At 55.9% G+C, this 23,524-nt stretch carries 23 protein-coding genes and 1 tRNA gene; 16 read left to right on the forward strand and 8 right to left on the reverse strand.

From position 1 onward, the window contains the following. Positions 1-196 precede the first annotated feature (196 nt). The 12 genes from thrS (at position 197) to ACNFIA_RS28885 (ending at position 13,048) form a co-directional block, all read left to right on the forward strand. Entirely contained in the window at positions 197-2,119 is a 1,923-nt protein-coding gene (gene thrS / locus ACNFIA_RS28830) for a threonine--tRNA ligase (RefSeq protein ID WP_259754000.1), read from the forward strand. After that, positions 2,119-2,670, forward strand: a complete 552-nt coding sequence (gene infC, locus ACNFIA_RS28835) for a translation initiation factor IF-3 (protein WP_178119621.1) — start codon at positions 2,119-2,121, stop codon at positions 2,668-2,670. Before thrS ends, infC begins: the two co-directional genes overlap by 1 nt. Positions 2,671-2,730: 60 nt before the next feature. Next, complete coding sequence (rpmI, locus tag ACNFIA_RS28840; protein WP_017516491.1) at positions 2,731-2,925, forward strand: 50S ribosomal protein L35; 195 nt, start codon at positions 2,731-2,733, stop codon at positions 2,923-2,925. A gap of 21 nt (positions 2,926-2,946) precedes the next feature. Continuing rightward, complete coding sequence (gene rplT / locus ACNFIA_RS28845; protein WP_003099086.1) at positions 2,947-3,303, forward strand: 50S ribosomal protein L20; 357 nt, start codon at positions 2,947-2,949, stop codon at positions 3,301-3,303. Positions 3,304-3,400: 97 nt separating this feature from the next. Then, the gene (gene pheS / locus ACNFIA_RS28850) at positions 3,401-4,417 is read left to right on the forward strand and encodes a phenylalanine--tRNA ligase subunit alpha (protein ID WP_259754001.1); all 1,017 of its coding nucleotides are present in this window, start codon (positions 3,401-3,403) and stop codon (positions 4,415-4,417) included. 34 nt (positions 4,418-4,451) lie between these two features. Further along, positions 4,452-6,830: a phenylalanine--tRNA ligase subunit beta gene (gene pheT, locus ACNFIA_RS28855; protein ID WP_416790456.1), complete on the forward strand. Its 2,379-nt coding sequence runs from the start codon at positions 4,452-4,454 to the stop codon at positions 6,828-6,830. 3 nt (positions 6,831-6,833) lie between these two features. Further along, positions 6,834-7,136 carry an integration host factor subunit alpha gene (gene ihfA, locus ACNFIA_RS28860; RefSeq protein ID WP_003090661.1) on the forward strand — a complete coding sequence of 101 codons (303 nt, stop codon included), beginning with the start codon at positions 6,834-6,836 and terminating at the stop codon, positions 7,134-7,136. After that, a complete protein-coding gene (locus ACNFIA_RS28865) occupies positions 7,117-7,473 on the forward strand; it encodes a MerR family transcriptional regulator (protein ID WP_015476661.1) in 357 nt (118 codons plus the stop codon). Before ihfA ends, ACNFIA_RS28865 begins: the two co-directional genes overlap by 20 nt. An 85-nt stretch (positions 7,474-7,558) precedes the next feature. Further along, positions 7,559-7,635: transfer RNA gene (locus tag ACNFIA_RS28870), tRNA-Pro, on the forward strand. A 308-nt stretch (positions 7,636-7,943) separates the two neighbouring features. Then, complete coding sequence (locus ACNFIA_RS28875) at positions 7,944-8,078, forward strand: hypothetical protein (RefSeq protein ID WP_416790457.1); 135 nt, start codon at positions 7,944-7,946, stop codon at positions 8,076-8,078. Positions 8,079-8,434: 356 nt separating this feature from the next. After that, a complete protein-coding gene (locus ACNFIA_RS28880; RefSeq protein ID WP_416790458.1) occupies positions 8,435-11,530 on the forward strand; it encodes a TrlF family AAA-like ATPase in 3,096 nt (1,031 codons plus the stop codon). Between the two features lie 99 nt (positions 11,531-11,629). Next, positions 11,630-13,048, forward strand: coding sequence for a hypothetical protein (locus ACNFIA_RS28885; protein WP_416790459.1), 1,419 nt, complete (start codon positions 11,630-11,632; stop codon positions 13,046-13,048). Between the two features lie 373 nt (positions 13,049-13,421). Here the strand turns inward: ACNFIA_RS28885 and ACNFIA_RS28890 are convergent, their stop codons facing one another. Then, on the reverse strand, positions 13,422-14,063 hold the full coding sequence (locus ACNFIA_RS28890) for a hypothetical protein (protein WP_416790460.1): 642 nt from the start codon (positions 14,061-14,063) through the stop codon (positions 13,422-13,424). Positions 14,064-14,123: 60 nt separating this feature from the next. On the opposite strand from ACNFIA_RS28890, the gene ACNFIA_RS28895 reads away from it, so the two are divergent. The 3 genes from ACNFIA_RS28895 to ACNFIA_RS28905 all read left to right on the forward strand — a co-directional run bounded on the left by ACNFIA_RS28895 (position 14,124) and on the right by ACNFIA_RS28905 (position 16,474). Next, positions 14,124-15,422: a hypothetical protein gene (locus ACNFIA_RS28895; protein WP_416790462.1), complete on the forward strand. Its 1,299-nt coding sequence runs from the start codon at positions 14,124-14,126 to the stop codon at positions 15,420-15,422. Positions 15,423-15,573: 151 nt separating this feature from the next. After that, a complete protein-coding gene (locus ACNFIA_RS28900; RefSeq protein WP_416790463.1) occupies positions 15,574-16,245 on the forward strand; it encodes an inovirus Gp2 family protein in 672 nt (223 codons plus the stop codon). 34 nt (positions 16,246-16,279) lie between these two features. Further along, on the forward strand, positions 16,280-16,474 hold the full coding sequence (locus ACNFIA_RS28905; RefSeq protein ID WP_124984804.1) for an AlpA family transcriptional regulator: 195 nt from the start codon (positions 16,280-16,282) through the stop codon (positions 16,472-16,474). Positions 16,475-16,709: 235 nt separating this feature from the next. Here ACNFIA_RS28905 and radC read toward each other — a convergent pair whose 3' ends face one another. The 3 genes from radC to ACNFIA_RS28920 all read right to left on the reverse strand — a co-directional run bounded on the left by radC (position 16,710) and on the right by ACNFIA_RS28920 (position 18,815). Then, positions 16,710-17,204 carry a RadC family protein gene (gene radC, locus ACNFIA_RS28910; protein WP_124984803.1) on the reverse strand — a complete coding sequence of 165 codons (495 nt, stop codon included), beginning with the start codon at positions 17,202-17,204 and terminating at the stop codon, positions 16,710-16,712. A gap of 121 nt (positions 17,205-17,325) precedes the next feature. After that, a complete protein-coding gene (locus ACNFIA_RS28915; RefSeq protein WP_416790464.1) occupies positions 17,326-17,799 on the reverse strand; it encodes a hypothetical protein in 474 nt (157 codons plus the stop codon). A 2-nt stretch (positions 17,800-17,801) separates the two neighbouring features. Then, the gene (locus ACNFIA_RS28920; protein WP_416790466.1) at positions 17,802-18,815 is read right to left on the reverse strand and encodes a hypothetical protein; all 1,014 of its coding nucleotides are present in this window, start codon (positions 18,813-18,815) and stop codon (positions 17,802-17,804) included. A 176-nt stretch (positions 18,816-18,991) separates the two neighbouring features. On the opposite strand from ACNFIA_RS28920, the gene ACNFIA_RS28925 reads away from it, so the two are divergent. Beyond that, positions 18,992-19,339 (forward strand): helix-turn-helix domain-containing protein, encoded by a 348-nt coding sequence (locus tag ACNFIA_RS28925; protein WP_416790467.1) that lies wholly within the window; start codon positions 18,992-18,994, stop codon positions 19,337-19,339. Between the two features lie 346 nt (positions 19,340-19,685). On the opposite strand, the gene ACNFIA_RS28930 is transcribed toward ACNFIA_RS28925, so the two are convergent. The 4 genes from ACNFIA_RS28930 to ACNFIA_RS28945 form a co-directional block, all read right to left on the reverse strand. Then, entirely contained in the window at positions 19,686-20,579 is an 894-nt protein-coding gene (locus tag ACNFIA_RS28930; RefSeq protein WP_416790469.1) for a hydrolase or metal-binding protein, read from the reverse strand. A gap of 93 nt (positions 20,580-20,672) precedes the next feature. Next, complete coding sequence (locus ACNFIA_RS28935) at positions 20,673-21,677, reverse strand: YqaJ viral recombinase family protein (RefSeq protein WP_416790536.1); 1,005 nt, start codon at positions 21,675-21,677, stop codon at positions 20,673-20,675. Positions 21,678-21,752: 75 nt separating this feature from the next. Continuing rightward, positions 21,753-22,721 carry a DUF932 domain-containing protein gene (locus ACNFIA_RS28940; protein WP_416790471.1) on the reverse strand — a complete coding sequence of 323 codons (969 nt, stop codon included), beginning with the start codon at positions 22,719-22,721 and terminating at the stop codon, positions 21,753-21,755. A 121-nt stretch (positions 22,722-22,842) separates the two neighbouring features. After that, positions 22,843-23,178, reverse strand: a complete 336-nt coding sequence (locus ACNFIA_RS28945) for a hypothetical protein (protein WP_416790472.1) — start codon at positions 23,176-23,178, stop codon at positions 22,843-22,845. Between the last annotated feature and the right edge of the window lie 346 nt (positions 23,179-23,524).

Below are 23,524 nucleotides of genomic sequence, written 5' to 3' on the forward strand. Positions count from 1 at the left end.
ACATCGTGCGCCTTGCCCGCTATCGTTTGCGGGCACGTTTCGATTTCTTCCAGTGATCTACGTCCGCGCGCGACTGCGCAGGGTGCCGACAAGGCGCCTGCCACTGTGAGGCAGGCTTGCCCGGCGGACGACGCTTACTGGCACATCCCAACCCATGTGGCCTTTCGTAGGGGTCACCACTAGGAGAGGAGGCGCCATGCCCATCATTACTCTTCCCGACGGTAGTCAGCGTTCCTTCGATCATCCGGTCAGCGTGACCGAGGTGGCGCAATCCATTGGCGCGGGCCTGGCAAAAGCCACCCTGGCCGGCAAGGTCAACGGCCGCCTGGTCGATGCCTGCGACATCATCGACAGCGACGCGACCCTGCAGATCATTACCCCGAAGGACGAGGACGGGCTGGAGATCATCCGTCACTCCTGCGCTCACCTGGTGGGTCACGCGGTCAAGCAGTTGTACCCGACCGCCAAGATGGTCATCGGCCCGGTGATCGACGAAGGCTTCTATTACGACATCGCCTTCGAGCGCCCCTTCACGCCCGAGGACATGGCGGCCATCGAGAAGCGCATGGCCGAGCTGATCGACAAGGACTACGACGTCATCAAGAAGATGACGCCGCGCGCCGAAGTCATCGAGACCTTCAAGGCCCGTGGTGAGGAGTACAAGCTGCGCCTCATCGACGATATGCCGGACGAGAAGGCCATGGGCCTGTACTTCCACGAGGAGTACGTGGACATGTGCCGCGGCCCGCACGTGCCGAACACCCGCTTCCTGAAGGCCTTCAAGCTCACCAAGATTTCCGGCGCCTACTGGCGCGGCGACTCGAAGAACGAGCAGCTGCAGCGCGTCTACGGCACCGCCTGGGCGGACAAGAAGCAGCTGGCCGCGTACATCCAGCGCATCGAGGAGGCCGAGAAGCGCGATCACCGCCGCATCGGCAAGCAGCTCGATCTCTTCCACCTTCAGGAAGAAGCGCCGGGCATGGTCTTCTGGCACCCGAACGGCTGGACCGTTTACCAGGTGCTCGAGCAGTACATGCGCAAGGTACAGCGCGAGCACGGCTACGTGGAAGTGCGCACCCCGCAGGTTGTCGATCGCATCCTCTGGGAGCGTTCCGGCCACTGGACCAACTACGCCGAGAACATGTTCACCACCTCGTCGGAGAGCCGTGACTTCGCGGTCAAGCCGATGAACTGCCCATGCCACGTGCAGATTTTCAACCAGGGGCTGAAGTCCTACCGCGACCTGCCGCTGCGCCTTGCCGAGTTCGGTGCGTGCCACCGCAACGAGCCGTCCGGCGCGCTGCACGGCATCATGCGCGTGCGTGGCTTCACCCAGGATGACGCCCATATCTTCTGCACCGAAGAACAGGTGAAGAAGGAAGCGGCGGACTTCATCAAGCTGACCCTGCAGGTCTATTCGGACTTCGGCTTCACCGATGTCTCGATGAAGCTGTCCACGCGTCCGGCCAAGCGCGTCGGTTCCGAGGAGCTGTGGGACCGCGCCGAAAGTGCGCTGGCCGACGCGTTGAACGAATCCGGCCTGGAGTGGGAATACCAGCCGGGCGAGGGCGCGTTCTACGGTCCCAAGATCGAGTTCACTCTGAAGGATTGCCTGGGCCGTAACTGGCAGTGCGGCACCCTGCAGTACGACCCGAACCTGCCGGAGCGTCTGGATGCCAGCTATATCGCCGAAGATAACAGCCGTACCCGCCCGGTCATGCTGCACCGCGCGATCCTCGGCTCCTTCGAGCGCTTCATCGGCATGCTGATCGAGCACTACGCTGGCCAGTTCCCGGCCTGGCTCGCGCCGACCCAGGCCGTGGTGATGAATATCACTGACAAGCAGGGCGAATGGGCCGAAGAAGTGGTGCGTCAGCTCGAGCAAAGCGGATTCCGTGCCAAGTCTGACTTGAGAAACGAGAAAATTGGCTTTAAAATCCGCGAGCATACTTTGCTCAAGGTTCCCTATCTGTTGGTTATCGGTGATAGGGAAGTTGAATCGCAGGCCGTCGCCGTACGTACGCGCGAAGGGGCAGACCTCGGCTCGATGCCGGTCGCCCAGTTCGCTGAGCTGCTCGCTCAGGCGGTTTCCCGGCGTGGTCGCCAAGACTCGGAGTAATCATTATTAAGCGTGAAATGAGACAGGATAAGCGGGCTCTCCCGAAACCGCCGATCAACGAGAACATCACCGCCCGTGAGGTTCGTCTGATTGGTGCTGACGGTCAGCAGATTGGCGTGGTCTCCCTCGACGAGGCCCTCCGTCAAGCCGACGAGGCCAAGCTGGACCTGGTGGAAATTTCTGCTGATGCGGTGCCCCCTGTCTGCCGCATCATGGACTACGGCAAGCACCTCTTCGAGAAGAAGAAGCAAGCCGCTGCTGCGAAGAAAAACCAGCACCAGCAACAGATCAAAGAAATCAAGTTTCGTCCAGGGACGGAAGAAGGGGATTACCAGGTAAAACTACGCAACCTGGTACGTTTCCTTAATGAAGGGGACAAGGCCAAGGTATCGCTTCGATTCCGTGGTCGTGAGATGGCCCACCAGGAGCTGGGCATGGAGCTGCTCAAGCGAGTCGAAAACGACCTCGCTGAAATCGGCACCGTGGAACAGCATCCTAAGCTGGAAGGACGCCAGCTGATGATGGTCATCGCTCCCAAGAAGCGTAAATAACCTCCCGGGCACTGGCAGGCCTGATGGTTATCAGTTGTTAACGAATGCGGAGTACTAAACATGCCAAAGATGAAAACCAAGAGTGGCGCCAAAAAGCGCTTCAAAGTGACTGCTGGTGGCATCAAGCACAAGCACGCTTTCAAGAGCCACATCCTGACCAAAATGACCACCAAGCGTAAGCGTCAGCTGCGCGGCACTTCGATGCTCGCTGCTTCCGACGTTCGCCGTGTAGCACGCTCCCTGCGTCTGCGTTGATTTCTGGTAGAGGATAAATAAATGGCTCGTGTTAAGCGTGGCGTGATTGCCCGTCGTCGTCACAAAAAGATTCTGAAGCTCGCAAAAGGCTACTACGGCGCGCGTTCGCGCGTGTTCCGTGTTGCCAAGCAGGCGGTAATCAAGGCTGGCCAATACGCCTACCGTGACCGTCGTCAGCGCAAGCGTCAGTTCCGCGCCCTGTGGATCGCCCGTATCAACGCTGGTGCTCGTCAGAACGGTCTGTCCTACAGCCGTCTGATCGCTGGCCTGAAAAAGGCGGCCATCGAGATCGACCGTAAGGTCCTGGCCGATCTGGCTGTGAACGAAAAAGCGGCGTTTACCGCGATTGTCGAGAAAGCGAAGGCCAGCCTGGCTTAAGCCCCACGACAGTTACCGGATCTCGGTCCGGACGTAACGTCACCGATAGGGGAAGAGCCTTACCGCTCTTCCCCTATTTTGTATCTGGAGTTGGTACATGGAAAACCTGGACGCGCTGGTTTCGCAGGCCCTGGACGCCGTGCGAAACACCGAAGACGTCAACGCCCTGGAGCAGATCCGGGTTCACTACCTCGGCAAGAAAGGCGAGCTGACCCAGGTCATGAAGACCCTGGGCGACCTGCCGGCCGAAGAGCGCCCGAAAGTCGGCGCGCTGATCAACGTCGCCAAGGAACAGGTTCAGGATGTGCTGAACGCCCGCAAGGCCGAGCTGGAGGGCGCTGCCCTCGCCGCCAAGCTGGCAGCCGAGCGTATCGACGTGACCTTGCCGGGCCGTGGCCAGTCCTCCGGCGGCCTGCATCCGGTCACCCGCACCAAGGAACGCATCGAGCAGTGCTTCACCCGCATCGGCTATGAAGTGGCCGAGGGGCCGGAAGTCGAAGACGACTACCACAACTTCGAAGCGCTCAACATTCCGGGTCACCACCCGGCTCGTGCCATGCACGACACCTTCTACTTCAATGCGAACATGCTGCTGCGCACCCATACCTCGCCGGTGCAGGTCCGCACCATGGAAAGCCAGAAGCCGCCGATTCGCATTGTCTGCCCGGGACGCGTCTACCGTTGCGACTCCGACCTGACCCACTCGCCGATGTTCCACCAGGTCGAAGGTCTGCTGGTCGATGAAGACGTCAGCTTCGCCGACCTCAAAGGCACCATCGAAGAATTCCTCCGCGCCTTCTTCGAGAAGGAATTCTCCGTCCGCTTCCGTCCGTCCTTCTTCCCCTTCACCGAGCCTTCGGCGGAAGTCGACATCCAGTGCGTGCTCTGCAGCGGCAAGGGTTGCCGCGTCTGCAAGCAAACCGGCTGGCTGGAAGTCATGGGTTGCGGCATGGTCCACCCCGACGTGCTGCGCATGTCCGGCATCGACCCGGAGAAGTACCAGGGCTTCGCCTTCGGCATGGGTATCGAGCGTCTCGCCATGCTGCGCTATGGTGTGAACGACTTGCGCCTGTTCTTCGACAACGATCTGCGGTTCCTCGGCCAGTTCCGCTAGCCCGCACGACCGTCAACGCATTCAGGAGAGCAGGATGAAATTCAGTGAACAGTGGCTGCGGAGCTGGGTAAATCCGCAGGTATCCCGTGACGAGCTGTTGGCTCGTCTGTCCATGGCGGGCCTCGAGGTCGACGCCGTGATCCCGGTTGCCGGCCAATTCAGCGGCGTCGTCGTGGGCGAAGTGCTGTCGACCGAGCAGCACCCGGACGCCGACAAGCTGCGCGTCTGCCAGGTCAGCAACGGTTCGGAGACCTTCCAGGTCGTCTGCGGCGCGCCCAACGTGCGCCCGGGCCTGAAGATTCCCTTCGCCATGATTGGCGCCGAACTGCCGGGCGACTTCAAGATCAAGAAGGCCAAGCTGCGCGGCGTTGAATCCAACGGCATGCTTTGCTCGGCCAAAGAGCTGGAAATCAGCGAAGAGAACGCCGGCCTGATGGAGCTCGCCGCGGATGCGCCGGTGGGCGCCAACATCCGCGACTACCTCGAACTGGACGACGCCTCCATCGAGATCGGCCTGACCCCGAACCGTGGCGATTGCCTGTCCCTCACCGGCCTCGCTCGCGAAGTCGGCGCGCTGTACAGCGCCGAGGTCAAGCCGGTGGTGGTCAGCGCCGTTGCCCCGCGCATCGACGAAGTGCGCAGCATCGAACTGCTGGCGTCCAAGGCCTGCCCGCGCTACTTGGGCCGCGTCATTCGCAACGTCGACCTCAGCAAGCCGACCCCCCTGTGGATGGTCGAACGCCTGCGCCGTTCCGACATTCGCAGCATCGACGCCGCCGTCGACATCACCAACTACGTGATGATCGAACTGGGCCAGCCGATGCACGCCTTCGACCTCGACGAGATCAAGGGCGGTGTGCGCGTACGCATGGCGGAGGAGGGCGAGAATCTCGTACTGCTCGACGGCCAGGAAGTCACCCTGCGTGCCGATACGCTGGTGATCGCCGACCATGAGCGCGCCCTGGCTATCGCCGGCGTGATGGGTGGCGAGCACAGCGGCGTCAGCGCCAAGACTCGCGATCTGTTCCTTGAAAGCGCCTTCTTCGACAATATCGCCGTTGCCGGCAAGGCCCGTTCCTATGGCCTGCACACCGATGCCTCGCACCGCTTCGAACGTGGCGTGGACTCGCAGCTGGCCCGCCGCGCTATGGAGCGCGCCACCGAACTGCTGCTGCAGATCGTTGGCGGCGAAGCTGGCCCCATCGTCGAGCAAGTCAGCGAAGCCGACCTGCCGAAGGTCGCGCCGGTCACCCTGCGTGCCGAGCGCGTCACCCAGATGCTGGGCATGACCCTGGAAAACGCCGAGATCGAGCGCCTGCTCACTGCCCTGGAATTCGACGTTCAGAAAGCGGGTGCCGATGCCTGGACCGTGGGTGTGCCGAGCCATCGTTTCGACGTCTCCATCGAAGTCGACTTGATCGAAGAGCTGGGTCGCCTGTACGGCTACAACCGCCTGCCGGTCCGCTACCCGCAGGCTCGCCTGGCGCCGAACACCAAGTCCGAGTCTCAGGCCGAACTGCCGGCGCTGCGCCGCCTGCTGGTCGCCCGCGACTACCAGGAAGCCATCACCTACAGTTTCATTGATCCCAAGCTGTTCCAGCTGTTCCACCCTGGCGTCGAGCCGCTGATGCTGGCCAACCCGATCTCCGCCGACATGGCCGCCATGCGCGCCTCGCTCTGGCCGGGCCTGGTGAAGTCCTTGCAGCACAACCTCAACCGCCAGCAGACCCGCGTTCGCCTGTTCGAAAGCGGCCTGCGCTTTGTTGGTCAGCTGGAAGGGCTGGTGCAGGAAAACATGCTGGCCGGTGTCGTCTGCGGTGCTCGTCAGCCGGAAGGCTGGGCCAACGGCCGCGAGAGCGTCGACTTCTTCGACGTGAAAGCCGATGTCGAAGCACTGCTGGGTAACGCCGGCGCCATCGATGCCTTCACCTTCTCCCCGGCAGAGCACCCGGCGCTGCACCCGGGCCAGACCGCCAAGATCGAGCGCGACGGCGTGCTGGTCGGCTACCTGGGCGCCCTGCACCCGGAGCTGGCCAAGGCGCTGGACCTGGATCGCCCGGTCTATGTCTTCGAACTGGTACTGGCCGAAGTCGCCAAGGGCCGCCTGCCGAAATTCAGCGAGCTGTCGCGCTTCCCCGAGGTGCGCCGTGACCTCGCGCTGATCGTCGATCTGGATACCCCGGCCGAATTCGTCCTGGCAAATATCCGAGAAACGGCAGGCGAATGGCTGACGGACCTCAGGCTCTTTGACGTCTACCACGGTAAAGGCATTGATCCGCTTAGAAAAAGCTTGGCGGTTGGCTTGACCTGGCAGCATCCATCACGCACTCTTAATGATGACGAGGTGAACGCGACTACGCAGAATATCGTCGCCTCGCTGGAACAAAGGTTCAACGCCACGTTAAGGAAGTAGCGTATGGGGGCTCTGACGAAAGCTGAAATTGCTGAACGTCTGTACGAAGAGCTGGGCCTGAATAAGCGGGAAGCCAAGGAACTGGTGGAGCTCTTCTTCGAAGAGATCCGCCAGGCGCTGGAGCATAACGAACAGGTGAAGTTGTCGGGTTTCGGCAACTTCGACTTGCGCGACAAGCGCCAGCGTCCCGGACGCAACCCGAAGACGGGAGAGGAAATCCCGATCACCGCCCGGCGCGTCGTCACCTTTCGTCCAGGGCAGAAACTGAAGGCCAGGGTTGAGGCTTATGCTGGAACCAAGTCATAACGACGAGCTGCCCCCCATTCCGGGCAAGCGCTACTTCACCATTGGTGAAGTGAGCGATCTGTGCGCGGTGAAGCCGCACGTGCTGCGGTACTGGGAACAGGAGTTCCCGCAACTCAACCCGGTCAAGCGACGAGGCAACCGGCGTTACTACCAGCGCCAGGATGTCCTCATGATTCGCCAGATCCGCGCGCTGCTCTACGACCAGGGCTTCACCATCGGCGGCGCTCGTCAGCGCCTCACCGGAGACGAAGCCCGCGAAGACGCCACCCAGTACAAGCAACTGATCCGGCAAATGATCGCCGAATTGGAAGACGTGCTGCACGTGCTGCGCAAGTAACTGAAAAAAATGAAAAAAGTACTTCTCCAATGCAATTGCTTGGGGTATAGTGCGATCCGCTTCTGGGGGAACTCGGAAGCAACGTCGGGGCGTAGCGCAGCCTGGTAGCGCACTTGCATGGGGTGCAAGGGGTCGAGTGTTCGAATCACTCCGTCCCGACCAAAAAACCCTAAAAAATCCAGTCACTTAGCGGTGACTGGATTTTTTTATGGGCGGGTGTTTTATCTATACGCTGAATTTTGTGCCACTTTTTGTGCCACCGGAATTTTGTGCTGCTTTCGAGTGTGAAGCTGGTTAGCTGTCAGCCGTCTTTGTTCAGTGGACGGAGGCTCAGCTTTTGTTCTGTGCTCTCATTGCGGGGCCTGGGATTGTCCATCTCTACAGCATTCAGTTTCCGTTTCGTATGCGCACTTCGTGCTTCTGCTGTGAAGCAGATCGCTTTTTACCTCTAAGAGCTGGGGCGGGCTGCGATGGCCGATTACGGCGTCGCGATTCCTGCTATCGGTCAATTTCAGCTATCGGCCGATTCTGTTGAAAAAGTCGGTCTCAAGGAGAACCGCTTCTCGATAGCTCAAAAAACGCTCGATTTTGGCGTCGCTAAGTAAAATCCATGACAGCGCCGCCTTCTGAGCGAGCCAGATTTCAACGTCACCAACGTTCTTTCACGGGCAAAAATCGCGGTGGGCCTTTTTCAACAGAATCGGCCAGGAGCGGCCATAGCATTGATGGATGTTTCAGGTTCAGGTATTTGCCCTACGGAGGTTGAGCAAGAAGAGGGGGCTTACCTTCGTGTCCATCGTCTGTGGGACAGTTCAGTGGGGAGCAATCGCGCGGCAATTATGCCGTTAACACCCATTGGATTGATGCGCTTGTCGATGATGGCAACGCGACATAGTATCGCTCAATCCGCCTTACGGCATGTGGCTGGGTGGAGTTTTCAGGGCATAAGGAAGGTGGCGAAATGGCGGTTCAACGCGGCAGTGAACGTGGTTCAGAGTGGCGGCAGTGGGATTTGCATATTCATACTCCTGCTTCATTTGAGTGGAAGGGGGCGAAGTTTGATCGGAACAATCCGGCCGCTCCTGCCAATACGGCCCTTGTGGATGAAATGATCCATGCGTTGAACGAAGCAGAGCCTGACGTTTTTGCGCTGATGGATTACTGGACGTTTGATGGATGGTTTGCGCTGAAGCGAAGGCTAGGTGAACCAGGCGCACCAGCACTTACCAAGGCCGTTTTTCCAGGAATTGAACTTAGGCTCGCGGCCCCTATGCGAGGTCGTTTAAACGCGCATGTCCTGTTCTCCAACGAGCTTGATGATCAGGCGCTCAAAGACTTCCTTTCTCACCTCCGACTGGCTGAAAACGGAAGGCCATTGTCGGATCGTGCTTTGATTGAATACGCGAGGGAGGTTCCAGGGTCACTGCTCAATCGTCACGGACTCAAGGCAGAGCAGGTTGTGGCTGACGATGAGTACGCATATGTGGTAGGCGCAAAAATCGCTGAGCTGACATGCGAGAGCTACAAGGAGGCGATAGCTAAGGTACCTGACGAGCAAGCTATTGGCTTTATGCCGTATGACACCAACGATGGCTTAAGCGATGTGAAATGGACAGAGCACTATGCTTTCTTCATCGGCCTGGTACGTAATTCTCCGATTTTTGAGAGCCGGAACCTGGATATTCGAGCTGCCTTTGTTGGCGAGGAAACCCCCGGTAATGCCAAGTTCTACGCCGGAATCAGGGAAGGCTTGAAGGATGTCTCAAGGCTGGTGGTAGCAGGGAGCGACGCGCATTGCTTCAAAGGCGTTGCTGGCAGCAATGACCGGCGAGGGTACGGTGATTTCCCTTCGGACAAAAAGACCTGGATCAAGGCGGACCCTACGTTTCGTGGCTTACAGCAGGCGATTAGGGAGCCTGCGAAGCGCTCGTTCATCGGTATGACGCCGCCCAAGCTTGGCGAGATCGCGGCTAACAAAACGTATTTCATCGACCATGTTCGGATAACCAAGTCCCAGGGTTCTGACCTGACGTCCCGCTGGCTGGATGAGGTCCAGCTCCCGCTAAACTCTGATCTGGTTGCGATAATCGGCAACAAAGGCAGCGGTAAGAGCGCTCTAGCTGACGTCCTCGCGTTGTTGGGCCACTCCCGCCAGACCAGCCACTTTTCGTTTCTTCGAAGAGAGCGTTTCCGAGGTCGCTCTGGTGATCCCGCGCGGCATTTCGAGGGCTCCATGCAATGGCATGATGGGACCGTTAATGTTTGTAACCTCAATGATGACCCGCCAGCGGAAAAGGTTGAGATGGTGCGCTACATCCCTCAAGGTCACTTCGAGGATCTGTGTAATGCGCACGTCACCGGAAAATCTGAGGCGTTTGAGAATGAGCTAAGAGCCGTCATCTTTTCCCACGCTGACGAAGCAATCCGCTTGGGAGCGTTGGATTTCGACCAATTGATTGAGCAGCAAGAGAGCACGTTCCGCTTGCGGTTGAACGAGTTCAGAAAAGACCTCAAGCGAGTGAATCTTGAGATCGCTAGTTACGAAAGTCAGCTTCATCCGCTGATCAAAAAGACGCTGATGGAACAACTCGCGCTCAAGCGTCGACAGGTGGCTGAACATGAAGATCTCAAGCCCGCAGACATGGAAAAGCCTTCAATCGAGTTGTCTGAAGAGCAGCAAGAGACGGCGAAAGCCCTTGAGGCAATAGCTGCCGACTTAAAGCGGTTGGATGATCAGAAAACCCAGGATACTGAAAATGTCGCGCAGCTCGCGGCAAGAATAAAAGCTGTGAAGGACGTGAGAGAGCAAGTTCACTTGCTTCAGCGAACCTATGATCAGTTTGTGCAAGACTCGAAAAGAGACCTCGATCTACTGGGTATTACCGCCTCGGATGTTGCAAAGTTTGAAGTCAATCTCGGACCGATAGGACAGCTCGAAGAAAATTTTCAGGCTGAGGAAGCTGCTCTGCGCGGCAAATACGCTGATGCTGACGGTGAGCGCCAAAGGCTATTGGACAGACTGACCGATGCGAAGGCAAGGTTGGATGCGCCACAACTGGCCTATCAGAACTATCTGCTTGCTTTCGAGGATTGGCAGCGTAAGCACCAATCTCTGTTGGGTGCCGATGATTTACCAGAAACCGTAAAAGGGCTTGAAGCCAGGATTTCTCAGCTTGATGCGGTACCTGAAATGCTGGCGGCGCATAGAGCCCTCCGGCAGAAGTTAGCAGGCGATATTTATGACATTCTCAATGCTCAGCGCCGAGCCAGAGAGGCATTGTTCAAGCCTGTCCAGGAGCTGATTCAGGGCAACAGTTTGATCCGGGATGAGTACAAGCTCCAGTTCAAGGCAAAACTTGGTGGCTCGATGGACGCGTTTGCCACGAGCCTGTTTTCTTTGCTGAAGCAGAACGTTGGCGAGTTCCGCGGTGAGGACGAGAGCTACAACACGGTTCGTCGATTGGGTGAAAACGCCGACTTTGATAAACGAGAGGACGCGATTAGTTTTGCTCAATCGTTACATGACAAGATCGCAGCTGCGGCAGCCACGATTGGCGATAAAGTTGAGTACGGCATCGATTCCATGTTGCGTAAGGATAAAAGCGCCAATGAGGTCTATGATCTCCTGTTTGACTTGTCCTACTTGGAGCCTCGTTACTCGCTGCTATTCCAAGATGCACAGATTGAGCAGTTGTCGCCTGGACAACGTGGTGCTTTGTTGCTGATTTTCTACTTGCTGGTAGATAAGGGGCGAAACCCGATAATCCTCGATCAGCCTGAAGAGAACCTTGATAACGAAACCGTGGTAAGCCTTCTCGTACCTGTTCTTACCGAGGCGAAAAAGCGTCGGCAGATCATCATGGTCACGCATAACCCTAACCTTGCTGTGGTCTGTGATGCAGAGCAGATAGTCTGGTCGAATTTTGAACGAGCGAATGGCCACAAGATTTCCTACACCGCAGGGGGAATTGAGAGTCCGGTGATTAATGGTCACACAGTGAAAGTGCTTGAGGGAACAAAGCAGGCGTTCGATAACCGCCGAATAAAATATCACTGACATTGCGAAATATTGTGCTCTCAAAACCAAACGCCTGTGTGACCGCTTCATATTTAGCGTCAGCAGGCGCACGAAAGCGGATTAACATGGATAGCAATTTTGAATTATTTTTTGGATAAGGACGTCGACCCAAGGGATATAGACTTTCAAGACGGAAGTGCCTATGGAAAAGTCGACGACATTGAAGTTCTGGATGAGCAAAATGGACTACTGATCATTTCCTACAATGCGATCCTTAAAGAAGATCTACATAATTGCGGCATTCAAAGAAAGAAGAGTTATCGGCTAGCGGACCCACTCAGCAGTTTCAGCGTAAGCCCCTATGAAAAGGCGGTAATCTTCAGGGTCGAGATTGAAACCACAGTCAAGAAGGAAGGCTTCAAGAGCATAGAGGAACTTGAAGTATCATACGAAAATAACTGGTTCAACATCTACATACTGGAATACGGAGTAGGGGCGGGTGACGCAAAACTCTATACAAATCTATTTAACCCACCTACCGATGCAAAGTTAAAGATCACAAAAGTGAAACCGTCTCATCGAAGAAAACTTAATGACGAGTTTTCGTTGGCGGCCGCTGATAAGATTTCCACCTTGGAACTTGAGCAAGAGCTAGCAAGTCGCGTTCTCAGCGCTGACTACCTGGCTATTTATGATGTAGGGCAAGGTAATTCTAATGCGTTGATTTCAAGCACTAACGAGACCTGCCCAGTTGTTTACTTTGATATGGGGTGCGGGATAGGCGCACACGCATCAACAGTCCCAGCAGGTCTGGATTTTTGCACTTGCAACAATCCTCTGGTTATTTTGTCGCACTGGGATCAAGATCATTGGGCTGGTGCATTGCGTATAAAATCCAAAGCCTTTTCCTTAACTTGGGTGGTCCCTCGGCAACAGTTAGATGCAGTGCACAAAAGTTTTGCTCATGAAATAATTTCAGCAGGTGGGAGACTGCTGGTCCTAGACATGCCCAAAGACTCCGCCGGGTCGTCGAGGCTGCCCAATAGTCAACTTCTGAAATTCACACTCGGAATTGGTTCGTCGCGAAACAATTCAGGAATAGTGTTAGCAATCGAAAATAACGATCCGCAGTTTCCTTCTAGCTGGCTACTAACGGGGGACTGCGCATATAGTCACATTCCCAAATCGCTCCAATACCCCCCGCCAGTTGCCGTAGTAGCCCCCCATCATGGCGGAGTCACTAAACTGCATAATATCGCGCCTTCCCCAGCCATCCATAATGACTATAACCGGCTTATCTACTCTTACGGACCAGATAATAAATTCCGAACAACTCAGCATCCAACCTCTAGTTCCGTCCGCATCCACGATCTCGCCGGATGGGACATGGGAATATGGAATACCGCGCCAGGAAGCTCCTCAAAAACTGGCAATGTACGCGCCACTTCCAAGCATAGTCCATCACCTTTTGAAAGAGGCGGCGTTCTGGTCGGATGGGAATCCTTACCAGCCCTACCTATGGTATGTCCTCTAGGTGCCCCCATTTCAAAGCACTGAGCACGAAATCAGGATCATCTACGCTACAGAGTGCAAATGTCCGCTATTTGCTGATTCTGTTGAAAAAGTCGATGTCGTCCAGGCTCGCTCGCGCAGCGCCGAAAAAACGCGCGTTTGACGTGTCGCTGCGCGAAATCTGGGGCAGCTCAGTGCCGAAAATTGGTTCAGATTTCAACGTAAGGCGCCTACTTTCTCGGGCAAAAATTGAAGTTGGACTTTTTCAACAGAATCGGCTGAAAGCGGCCACCGACGAGCGACTGCTTTGGCTAACTTCGGGCGCTCAAAGGTTTTTGCGAAATTAGGGGTGATTCGGATAGCAGTATGGTGCAGGCGGGACTTATGTGCTCAATGCTAATTACTTGGCTGTCCGTATTTATTCCATCTGATTTTTTTCGCTAGGAATATCATAAGTCCCAGAGCTCAATGATTGTAGAATTTTGTTTAAATGCTCTGTGATGCTCAAGTCTAATGAGATTCCTTCGTTTAGTAGCTTTTCTGCCAAAGTGAGAGCTATGAGCCTAAGCGTGGCTATCTGGCCTTCTTGTTCTTCTATTTTTCCTTTCAGTTTAGAGAGTTCTGGTCGGTGGGCTGCAGTCTTCTCGAGAGCGTTGCTGAAATTATGTAACTCCCGTGAAATGCCAATATCTTTTTTAGGTCGTCTGCTTTTGAGCTTTTCTTCAAAGTAATGCTTGTAGTGTTTTTTTGCTTCGTAGTTAAGATCAATTATTTCCTCAAGAGTCTCGGTCAGGCTTCGTTTTCCTTGTATTTTTTTGAGCGTACTAAAAGCTTCTGGTGTTATGTCGCAACTAATAGATCTTCGTTTTGATCTGTGAGAGTGCGAATTCCAGCGTTGCTTTATTTTTCTTAGATCTTCTTCCGCGAGATTGCTAAGCGCTACTATAAGTGCGAATTTATCATTCGCATTAGGGAAAGTAGTATCTATCAGCCAATCCTTGATGCCTGGGTCTTTGTTTAGCCACTCATATGTGCTTTGTTTTCTTTTCATGGTTTTCATGCTATTTTCAGATCGTATCACGTGTGATATTACGTGTGATTTGTATGGAGTGGCAATGGGGTGGAATTTCAGGATAAAGACATTTTAGAAGCTTTCTCGTTTCGCGCTTTCTTAGCGGATAGCCATATTTCACTAAGGGCGCGATACCTGCTTTTTCAGTTGGTCAGGGTCTATTCTCTAGTACGGCTAGGGCAGGTTGTTTCAGCTGGTGCACAGCAGCTAGCCAAGGACACTGGATTCAGTAAGGATGGAGTTGCACGTTGCTTGGCTGTTCTGGTTTCGAAGGGCCTTTTAGTTAAAGCGCAGGAGCCTACAGGTGGGCGCCCAAGAACCACCTATCGGCTTGATAATGGATTTGCGGAGTCTTTGCAGCAACCCAAGCGAGCTGATCTTGTCGCCCCTTTAGTGCTCAGAATTCTCAAGTCGGATGAAAAGCCCTTCAGTGATCTAACTATATCGGAGCGATCATTCTTGGCTTTTCTTTGGGGGCTGACCGATGGCTCGCGCACTGGTGTGCTGGATGGTCGAAGCATTACTAGCTTAGCTAAGGATAGCGGTAGTGATCGTTCCGATGTCATTCGGATGTTAGATAAGCTCCATGGTAAAAGGTTATTGGTATCGTCATTGTCAACTTTTACTGAGAGCGGCTCGAAAGATAAGATAAAAGCTTATTTTCTCCTTGGTCCGGATCTAATTGAATCCTGGTCTTGCGGGTTTAGCTGGAGTGTTGAGCTGAGTGGGTTGCTCGGATGGTTTGCGGGAAATGAGGATGCTTTAAGTGGCGATAGTCTGGTAAGTCTGGTTGAGCGCGGAGCTGAAGGTGTCAGCTGCCAGTGGTCTGCCGTTCGAGGTGAGCTCTCCAGGTACTGGGGTCTCACGCAAGAACGTTACTATGTGCTCATGCAGTGTTGCGTCGCGCTGTCGCATGCATTTTCCGCAACAGAAGGGGATTTCTGGGGTAGCCGTATTTTATATTCAAAAATTCAGATTGCCTTAGTAATAGAGCTAGGCCTATTAGGCATTATGAAGAGACCTGGCAATCCGGTTATTGAGGAAATCGACTCGTATGAGCTTGATTCGCGCACTCGTGCCTTGCTCAGCTTTGCCGAACAGGTATCACTGTTTTTAGTCCATGAAATGAGGCGGCTATTGCCCGTGTCGTTTCAGGCAAGAGATTTAGGGCGTGGGGCAAGGCTATGTTGCTATCCGGTGATAGCTAACGGAATTGCTTATATGCGGATGGACCTTGTAACCGAGGATGAAGACGCTGGGCATAAGTTCGGAGCGAAATTACTTGAAAATAATAAGCGCTATCAGTCGGAACTGCCGGAGCAGCTTAAGGGTGAGGTGTTGCCTTGAGGGTGCACTAATGTTGGTTAGTTAATATTATTATTAGGTGTTGGATTGTTTGTTATTGGCGTTGGTGGTGATAAGTGTGGTTTTTAGGCGTTAGTGTGTAAATATTTACCGATCAGAGTAGCTCCTATGAAACTCATCATAGGAGCTAATCATGTATTTCCAACCACCACCTGGCTCGCTTCAATGGCGAGGCCTTCCTGTCCCACCCCATGTCCTTAAGTCTGAGTATCTGGAGAACATCCACTCCTTGCTCTCAGATATTGTGATGATCCACCCACGGTGGACAGTGATCAGGGTAGATCTACACGTGCCCGCCGGATGTTTTCTGCCCCAACGGGCAATAACCGACTTCATCGAGTCCCTTAAAAGCCAACTCGAACATGTCCGGTCTGTCAAGGCTGCAGCGGGGAAGAGAGCGTACGACCCGATGCTTCGGTATGTATGGGTGCGCGAGTGGAACGGTGCTGGCTATCCGCATTATCACCTGGCGCTAATGCTGAATCATGATGCCTATTTTTCTCTGGGTGATTATACGAAGTTACAGTCAGTTGATTGCAGTTATGACCAAATGCTTGCAGGCCGTATTTTCAAGGCCTGGGGTGTGGCACTGCGCCTAGATTGGGCCGTCGCTATGAAGGGCGTTCTATTCGCACCACGCCCCGTATCGCCTCTACAGGTTCAGCACGAAGATTTTGAGAAACAGTTTCGTGCGGTCTTCTATCGCCTGAGCTATTTCGCCAAAAAGAAGAGCAAGGTGTATGGGGACGGGCAGCGTAACTTTGGCATGAGCCAGCTTAGCCGTCTTCAAACCGCACAGCCCTGAGCCATCTCATGGACTAACTATCGGAGTGCCGACCATGAGGCTGATTCGACTGAAAGAAGTGATGCGACTGACCGGTCTTGGCCGTTCTACTGTCTACAAGGTCATGAAGGAGGGGAGCTTCCCTGGCTCGGTTGCATTGGGAGGCAAGGCTGTAGCGTGGGTTGAGTCCGAGGTGCAGGAATGGATTCTGGCTCGGCTTCGGGAGCGAGATGGCCAGGCATCTCTGTAACCCTACGATGCAATCGCAGATGGGGTTGTCATCGCGCCCGTCTGCAGGTGTAGAAGGCTCCTTGACCTTGACCTTGACCTTGACCTTGACCTTGACCTTGACCTTGGCCTTGGTCTCTCAATGCAAAAAAATATCGGGCATGGATCGACGTGGGCAGCTGCTACGCTGCCCACGCTGGATCTATCCGGTGATGATCAATCTCGATGTGTGTCTTCAAGGAAGACCCGTCGCAGTTTCACAGGTATCCCTGTTCGGCGAGCGATACGCAGCCTTCAGCACCCACAACAATGTGGTCGAGCGTGCGTACGCCCACCATCTCTAGAGCCTGTTTGAGTCTACTGGTCAGCACACGGTCTGCCTGGCTGGGTTCAGGATCGCCGGAAGGGTGGTTATGCACCATCACCATTGCTGCAGCGTTGTGCTCCAGCGCAACCTTGACGACCTCCCGTGGGTAGACGCTGGCACCATCCAGGGTGCCGCGGAACAGCTCCTCGAATCGAATGACACGGTGTTTGCAGTCCAGCAGTAGCAGTGCAAATACCTCGTGTTCATAGCCCTGCAGCAGGATCTGCAGATAGCTAAAGACTTCCTTGGGTTGATGCAAGGCCTGGCCTTTACGCAGCCGCTTGCTGGCTAGGCGTTGTGCCATCTGCACGATATCGGCTTCGGTCACAGGTGCATCGGCGATATAGGTGCCAGCGGACTCGCCGGCCTTGAACTTGGCAGTCATAGGACCTCCATACGGCTGTGTTTGCAGGGGCATAAAAAAACCGCCGGACCATCGAGTGATCTGGCGGTTTGAGGGGGGATTAGCTGAACCGGTATTTCAGGTCAGCTATGTCAGTGGAGCATCAGGGCAAGCGGCCTTCGCTACACCATTGCTGCCATTCGGTGATCTGGTCGTGGATGATCGCGACTTCGTCTCCTTCTTCTTGTCGATAGGCATCGATCCAGGCATTCAAGCACGCTTCGGCATCCACTGCTGACGATGCTGGATCTGCTTTCACTCGGCCCAGCTGAAGCAGCCGGCCCTGGAACTGATATTCAACGCAAGCGTAGTTCTGGCAGTTGGTCTGGACGCTCTGCTCCCAAGCGTGTTGTTCCTCCAGAACGCTCTGCTTGGTTCCTTCGCTGTAGTTCGGGCTACTCATGATTTTGTTGAGACCCTTGTCGACAGCTCGTTTGAGCGCCGTCAGGGATTGTCGATAGCAGGTCTCAACCTCTTGGGCAGATCGCCTGGAGTCGCAGTAGGCATTGGCCTGGACGTTGATCGATGTCGCCAACAGCAGTACGGGGACAAGTGTTGTCAGGAGCTTCATGAGCATGCCTACATCAGGGGCGCTTTTTGGCGCAGATCTGAATAGGCTTCCGCGCTATTGCGGTAGACGTCTTGTAGGCTTCCAAGCCGATCTATATGACCGAACTTCTTGACCTGCTCGTTGCTGTAGGTGCCTTCCAGTCCCGACCAAACGAGCTCGATCTCTTCTCCCTTTACGACCCACTGAAAGACCTCGGCCACTGACTCTATGGCGGCGGCATCGTCAAATTGCTTCAGCTTGGCAGCGTGCTGGGCATCCAGCTCCTCAAGCTTTTTGGCAACGGAGTTTTGCAGGTTTTCATAAATCTCTTTTGCCCGATCCAGGCGCTGCTGAGCATAAGCAACAGATTCTTGCCCTCGAGCGTTCTGGACTTCGCTCAGGCGAGCGCGTTCTTCGTCAATATCGACTTGCACCTTGGCGCGTGCGGCCTCCATGGTCCGAAGCAGCTCCCGTTCGTTCTGCTTGTGCGCGGCGAATTGAGGGGAGGCTGGGTCACGCACGTAGCTGAGGAAGTAGCGCTGCGCGGCTTCAGCAACCTCTGGGCTGCCGGTGTAGTTCTGAAGCGATCGTGAAGGGGGATTTTCGGTGAGCAAGGCCTCCTGGGCCAGCAGCTCATTGAGCTGGTCGCTGTCCAAGGAGACACTGCTGGTAGGACGCGGTTTATTCAGCGCGTTTTCGGCTGCCTCCACCTCCATGCGTGCCGGTTCCAAGTGGACTTGAGCAGCACGTCTTTCCATATCGAAGCCGCTGAGTAAGTTCTCCCGGGTGCGTTGTTTTTCCCGTTCGTAGTACGACTCGATGCCGGTGATATGGCATTTGTACTGGACGAGTTCTCTGTTTCTATCATCGGTGATGACGTTCCAATCGACGCTGTCGCAAATGCTTCGATTACTGAATGCTTGGTCGACGGTGTATTGATCGTTGATTTTCATTCGACCGTTCTTGACGGTATCGATGGCGTCGTTGCATCCGGCCAGAGCCAGGGGCAGAAATGGCACGAGAATGATCTTTCGCAGGCTCATGTGATCCTCGAATGGTCTGAAAATGAAAGGGGGGGATTGAAGCGGGCTGCATCCTGCAGAGATGATTCCCTAGCTGTTTAAGTCGTGTGTAGGCATTAGAGGTTGAGATTCAACTCTTTAGGTCCTTCATGTCAATAAGTGGTTCGCCAACCATCCAGGGCGAGATGGGAGGCGACATGTCCGAGATTGATCAGAGGCACTTGGCTGAAGCTGTAGGTCGAGCGATTGCCAAGCAGCGTGTCCGCGCGGGTATGACGCAAGAGGACGTTGCCGAGCGGCTTGGTATTGGCAGCGAGGCGGTTTCCCGCATCGAGCGGGGTATCGTCATCCCCAACATTTCTCGCTTGCTGGAGTTTGCTGCCATTTTCGAGTGCGAGGCCGCGGACTTGCTGACAGAAGCAAGTCCGCGAGCCGATGACCAGGCCCAGCGAATCAGCCGCCTGCTGGCTACGGTCGCACCTGCGGATCGCCAGCTGATCCTTGGGATGGTCGAGCAGTTGGCGGATCGCCTGGCTGGGGCGTGACGGTATCGCTGAGGTGCTGGTCGAAACGTGCACCGCAGCGCAGGCAAAGGCAGTCGAATTCTCCGAAGTGATAACGCTGAACGTCCTGGGCGAACTCCCAGCTTTGGGCACACCCAGAGGTAGCGCTTTCTACGGCACTTGTAACCAGCTCCAGCCCGGCCTGAAAGTTTTCGCCGGTACTGCGGTTTCCGTGTCCACTGCGCTGGTCTCGCCTCTGCGAAAAGCCGTCCAAGAAGCCGCCTAAGGTTCCCAACAGAAGCGAGAATGCTTGCGCCTGAGCCTTGGTGATGACCAGGGTCGATTCGCAGATCAGGCATCGTGTTTCCATGGTGAGTCTCCTGATGGTTTAGGGCCTCGATTCGCTGCTGAGCGATTCCAGCTTGGCGGCCAGGGTTATGCGCTGTGAGGATGAGGGCTCGCTGATGGCGGGCGCTGGCTCGGTGAGCGGGAAGAACTCATCGACAATGGCGCTGCTGTCCTCCTCGTTGTCTTCAAAGGTGCCATTGCCTAACCCTTGTTGCGCTGCACTATCCAGCGCGCGCTGATCGAAGCCAGCTGATTGCCGTGCCTCATCCAATTGATTGGCGGCCAGCAGGTTCTCCTCCACGCTCATACCGCTACGCAGCGTGATGTCCACGTAGAAAATTGGCGTGCCATGGCTTTGCCGGGTGGACTTGCCGCGCAGACGCAGCTCCAACGCCAAGCAGGCCAGACGGTTGCCTGAAATGGCCTGGAAGTATTTCAAGCGGGCCGCGAGGGTACGAATGCTGTTGAAACCAGTGGTACGGAAGACAAAGCTGCCCAGCGGATCGTCATCGCCAATGACGACATTCAGTCGGCCATACGGCTTGCAGGCGCCACCTTTGGCCAGTGGGCAGGCATCGGGGGAGGGGCAGGGCAGTGACTGGATTCCATCCTGGCCAATGCGCTTGCAGGTTTCCCCATTACCCACACAAACCGGTCGCCCGGTTTGCCGATCGAAAAGGGTGTAGTCGGCGCGGAAATTAAGCTCGGGTTCGTTGAACATCAGGCGAATCGGGATACTGCGCAGCTTGTCTTCTTTACCCTGGCGCAGCTGGTCGTTGAGCGGGTGCAGTAGCCAGCCATCCTTGCTTTGCACCTGTGAGGTGATGGTGAACTGATCATCCTTTTCCGGCAGACGCTTGCCGTTCTTCTCAACAACTTTGCCGATGGAGATGCGCCCAATCACCGGGGGTGTCAGAGCTAGACCTTTCAACATGGTGGTTCTCCTGGAAACGAAAAAAGGCCAGCCATGCAGCGTGAACTGCACGGACTGGCCAAGGGGGGAGGGAACAGATGGAAGCGGTTGGATTCAGCCGACCAAGAAGCGCCGCGCACCGGGTTTCAGCAGCGGGTACTTGGCCTGCAGGTAGGGCTTGTCTTTGAGCAACTGGACGACGTCCAAGCCGATGCTGTCCTTGGCCTTGCGCCAGCTGACATAGCCGCTGGCGAACTCAGCCCGGCAGGCATCGCCCATGGCTTGCTGCAACATCTGCTTGAGCTCGGCCTCGCGCTTCTCCTTGTCGGCAATCGACTGTCGAACGGCTTTGAGCTCGATGAAGGCGGCGGTCAGTCCGGCATTGCGGCTGAAATCGACGACCTGGCCGTTGTCCTCTGGATAGAGGCAACGCAGGGCCGCTTCAGCAGATGCGGTGCCATCGGCCGGCGGAGGCGTATCGGTCTCCACGTACTGCCAGAACTTGCGCTCCAGCTCGATCAGGCGAGCGATCATCTGCTCATCCCGCTCGATGCGGTGGATCTCCAGCGCCTGGCCGCCGAGTAACACCGCCACGTCGGCCGTCTGTTTGCCGGTAACCGCCAACTGGTGCATGACCTGCAACTGCACATACTCGGGCACGCCTTCTTTCCAGAGGCGTGCCCCATTTATGCCGGCGGTCTTGCATTCGAGGATCTGCACGTCGTCGGCCCCGATTACCTCGCGGTCGATATTGGCCAGCATCCAGGGCAGCTCTGGATTGGGATGCTGCAGTACGGCGTTGATGCGTCGTACGCGGTTCTTGGTGCGCCTGCTGTAGTGCCAGGCCACGATGGGTTCCAGGACATTGCCCCAGTACATCGGGCTTTCCTCATCGTGGGGATCAGCCTTCGGCAAGCGAGCATCGCGTCCGGTCTTCTCCAACCACAGTTCCAGCTGCGATTTGTAGGGATTGAGGCCGACCGCAGCGGCTGCATCCGAACTGCCAATACCTTGCTTGCGGATCTGCAGCCAGTCCTCGCGTGGCAGCTCCTTGGTGCTGACCAGGCGCAGGGCAGGGCGTTTCTTGCGGGTGCTGCTGTTCAATGACGTTGCTTTCATCGTATTCACCTGCAGACATAAAAAACGCCCGGTCAGCACAAGGCTGACCGGGCGCGAGAGTGTTGTGGGTGAGGGTTAAGCGGCGAGCTGCAGCGCGGCATCCAGAGCGCGTTGTTTGATCTGAGCGCCCTGCCCGAACCAGGCAGAGTCCATGCGGTACTCGTTGCTGCGCGCACGGCGCTCGTGATCGACGTACTCGGTGACGGCGTTAAGCAGGCCCCAGGCGGTACCGCGTACCGAGTCCAGCTGACTACCGCGGCCGCGGCCTTCGTATAGCTCCTGGACCTTGCGCAATGCGCGTTCGTTGGGCAGTTGCTCCGGCAGAGCGCCGGTCGGGCTGGTTTCGCACATCACATTCATGAAGAAGCTCAGCGCCTCATGCCACTGCACCTTGCGCTCGGCCAGTGCGCGCATGCGGTACATGAAGTCATCCCATTGCGAGACAGCGATGCCGAGTTGCTTCTTCACTACCTTGGGATCGAAGCGGGTGTTGTGCGGCACCTTGATCGCCCGGCTGGAGCCGTCCAGGGCGATGGTCAGGGTGTTGTTGCAGACCACGCGCACGGTGGTTGGGGTTGCCGTGGTGGCCAAGGTGCCGTCGCAGGACGTGGCCAACAGCAGATAGCCATTCACCTGGTCGTTGCCCTTGAGCGCAGCACCCTGCCCTGTACGCGCCAGCGCCCAGAACTTGCGCCCGCCCTTGAGCACGCCGGCTGTTTCCAGCTCGTAGCCAGAGGCCTCAGTGAGATCCCGATAGAACTCCATGACCTCACGAGGCTGCACGGTGTGGTAACGCTGGGAGACTACCGACAGCGGCGACTTGTTGTCAGAACGATAGAGCACCTTCTGTTCTGGGAACGAGTGGATGGTGCCCAGGTGGCCGATGGCGTCGGACTTGAAGTGGACGGGACTTTCGAGAATCTCCCAGTCCATGCCAGCCTCACGTAGCCAAACTTCGATGGGTTGCTTCTGAGTGAGTTGATTACCCAGGCCATGCCACGGAGTAGCGCCGACATAAGCTATTTGCTCAATGAGGTGAGCCATAAAATTCTCCTTGCCAGGGGAGCTGGCGAGCGCCAATACCCGGCTTCAGTACCGAGCATCAACGTATGGGGAAATTGAGGGAACGGACGTCACACGGGAGCGCCGTACTGCAGTGCGAGGGCTAGTTTTCAGTGACCGAAAACACGTGGCCGCAGGTCTGGCATTCGAAGTTGTCAAGTACTCGGGCATCGATTTCCTCGCCCATACGAGCACCGGCCAGGCTGCCAACGGCACCTCCGGCCAGACCACCCAGAATGGCCCCAGCCAAGCCGCCGAGTGCCGCGCCAATCGGCCCGGCAACTGAGCCAAGGGTTGCGCCACTTTGGGCGCCGGTTACGGCACTGGCCGCACCGGTCGCCGCACCACCTAAGGCTCCGGCAGCGCTGCCCAGCTTGCGGGCGAGGTTGCGTGTAGCGATGCGCGGAGAGTTACAAGACGGGCAGCAGATCGACATCATTCAGACTCCTGTTGAGAGGGAAGGGGGCTGAAGAGGGCGATACTTGCCCATCTTCCCTTAGGTAATTCAGGTCTGAAATTTCTTTGAATCAGGTTAGTGTCTACAAAACTAGGGGCGATTCAGTGGCAGGTAGTTCGGAAACGAAACAGTGCCTGCAGAGTCGTAATCTTTTAGGTCAAAATTCCAGGGGCGTGTCGAGATATTGTGCTTAAGAAATTAAACGTATATGACGGGTTTATAGCGATTGGCTGGAAATTCTTAAGGGCGATCTGATGCTCACCTGTTCTGGAATAGTCGGCAACGTAACTTCCTTGCTCGATTTTTGATTAAATATCCCTGGGCGCAA

This window comes from Pseudomonas sp. NY15437, assembly GCF_048068435.1.
Classification (GTDB): Bacteria; Pseudomonadota; Gammaproteobacteria; order Pseudomonadales; family Pseudomonadaceae; genus Pseudomonas; species Pseudomonas nitroreducens_B.

Bases quoted from the DNA above. Each gene is read 5' to 3' on its own strand.
- thrS (WP_259754000.1), top strand. From the start codon at position 197: ATGCCCATCATTACTCTTCCCGACGGTAGTCAGCGTTCCTTCGATCAT.
- rpmI (WP_017516491.1), top strand. From the start codon at position 2,731: ATGCCAAAGATGAAAACCAAGAGTGGCGCCAAAAAGCGCTTCAAAGTG.
- rplT (WP_003099086.1), top strand. From the start codon at position 2,947: ATGGCTCGTGTTAAGCGTGGCGTGATTGCCCGTCGTCGTCACAAAAAG.
- pheS (WP_259754001.1), top strand. From the start codon at position 3,401: ATGGAAAACCTGGACGCGCTGGTTTCGCAGGCCCTGGACGCCGTGCGA.
- pheT (WP_416790456.1), top strand. From the start codon at position 4,452: ATGAAATTCAGTGAACAGTGGCTGCGGAGCTGGGTAAATCCGCAGGTA.
- ihfA (WP_003090661.1), top strand. From the start codon at position 6,834: ATGGGGGCTCTGACGAAAGCTGAAATTGCTGAACGTCTGTACGAAGAG.
- ACNFIA_RS28865 (WP_015476661.1), top strand. From the start codon at position 7,117: ATGCTGGAACCAAGTCATAACGACGAGCTGCCCCCCATTCCGGGCAAG.
- ACNFIA_RS28875 (WP_416790457.1), top strand. From the start codon at position 7,944: ATGGCCGATTACGGCGTCGCGATTCCTGCTATCGGTCAATTTCAGCTA.
- ACNFIA_RS28880 (WP_416790458.1), top strand. From the start codon at position 8,435: ATGGCGGTTCAACGCGGCAGTGAACGTGGTTCAGAGTGGCGGCAGTGG.
- ACNFIA_RS28890 (WP_416790460.1), bottom strand. From the start codon at position 14,063: ATGAAAACCATGAAAAGAAAACAAAGCACATATGAGTGGCTAAACAAA.
- ACNFIA_RS28900 (WP_416790463.1), top strand. From the start codon at position 15,574: ATGTATTTCCAACCACCACCTGGCTCGCTTCAATGGCGAGGCCTTCCT.
- ACNFIA_RS28905 (WP_124984804.1), top strand. From the start codon at position 16,280: ATGAGGCTGATTCGACTGAAAGAAGTGATGCGACTGACCGGTCTTGGC.
- radC (WP_124984803.1), bottom strand. From the start codon at position 17,204: ATGACTGCCAAGTTCAAGGCCGGCGAGTCCGCTGGCACCTATATCGCC.
- ACNFIA_RS28915 (WP_416790464.1), bottom strand. From the start codon at position 17,799: ATGCTCATGAAGCTCCTGACAACACTTGTCCCCGTACTGCTGTTGGCG.
- ACNFIA_RS28920 (WP_416790466.1), bottom strand. From the start codon at position 18,815: ATGAGCCTGCGAAAGATCATTCTCGTGCCATTTCTGCCCCTGGCTCTG.
- ACNFIA_RS28925 (WP_416790467.1), top strand. From the start codon at position 18,992: ATGTCCGAGATTGATCAGAGGCACTTGGCTGAAGCTGTAGGTCGAGCG.
- ACNFIA_RS28930 (WP_416790469.1), bottom strand. From the start codon at position 20,579: ATGTTGAAAGGTCTAGCTCTGACACCCCCGGTGATTGGGCGCATCTCC.
- ACNFIA_RS28935 (WP_416790536.1), bottom strand. From the start codon at position 21,677: ATGAAAGCAACGTCATTGAACAGCAGCACCCGCAAGAAACGCCCTGCC.
- ACNFIA_RS28940 (WP_416790471.1), bottom strand. From the start codon at position 22,721: ATGGCTCACCTCATTGAGCAAATAGCTTATGTCGGCGCTACTCCGTGG.
- ACNFIA_RS28945 (WP_416790472.1), bottom strand. From the start codon at position 23,178: ATGATGTCGATCTGCTGCCCGTCTTGTAACTCTCCGCGCATCGCTACA.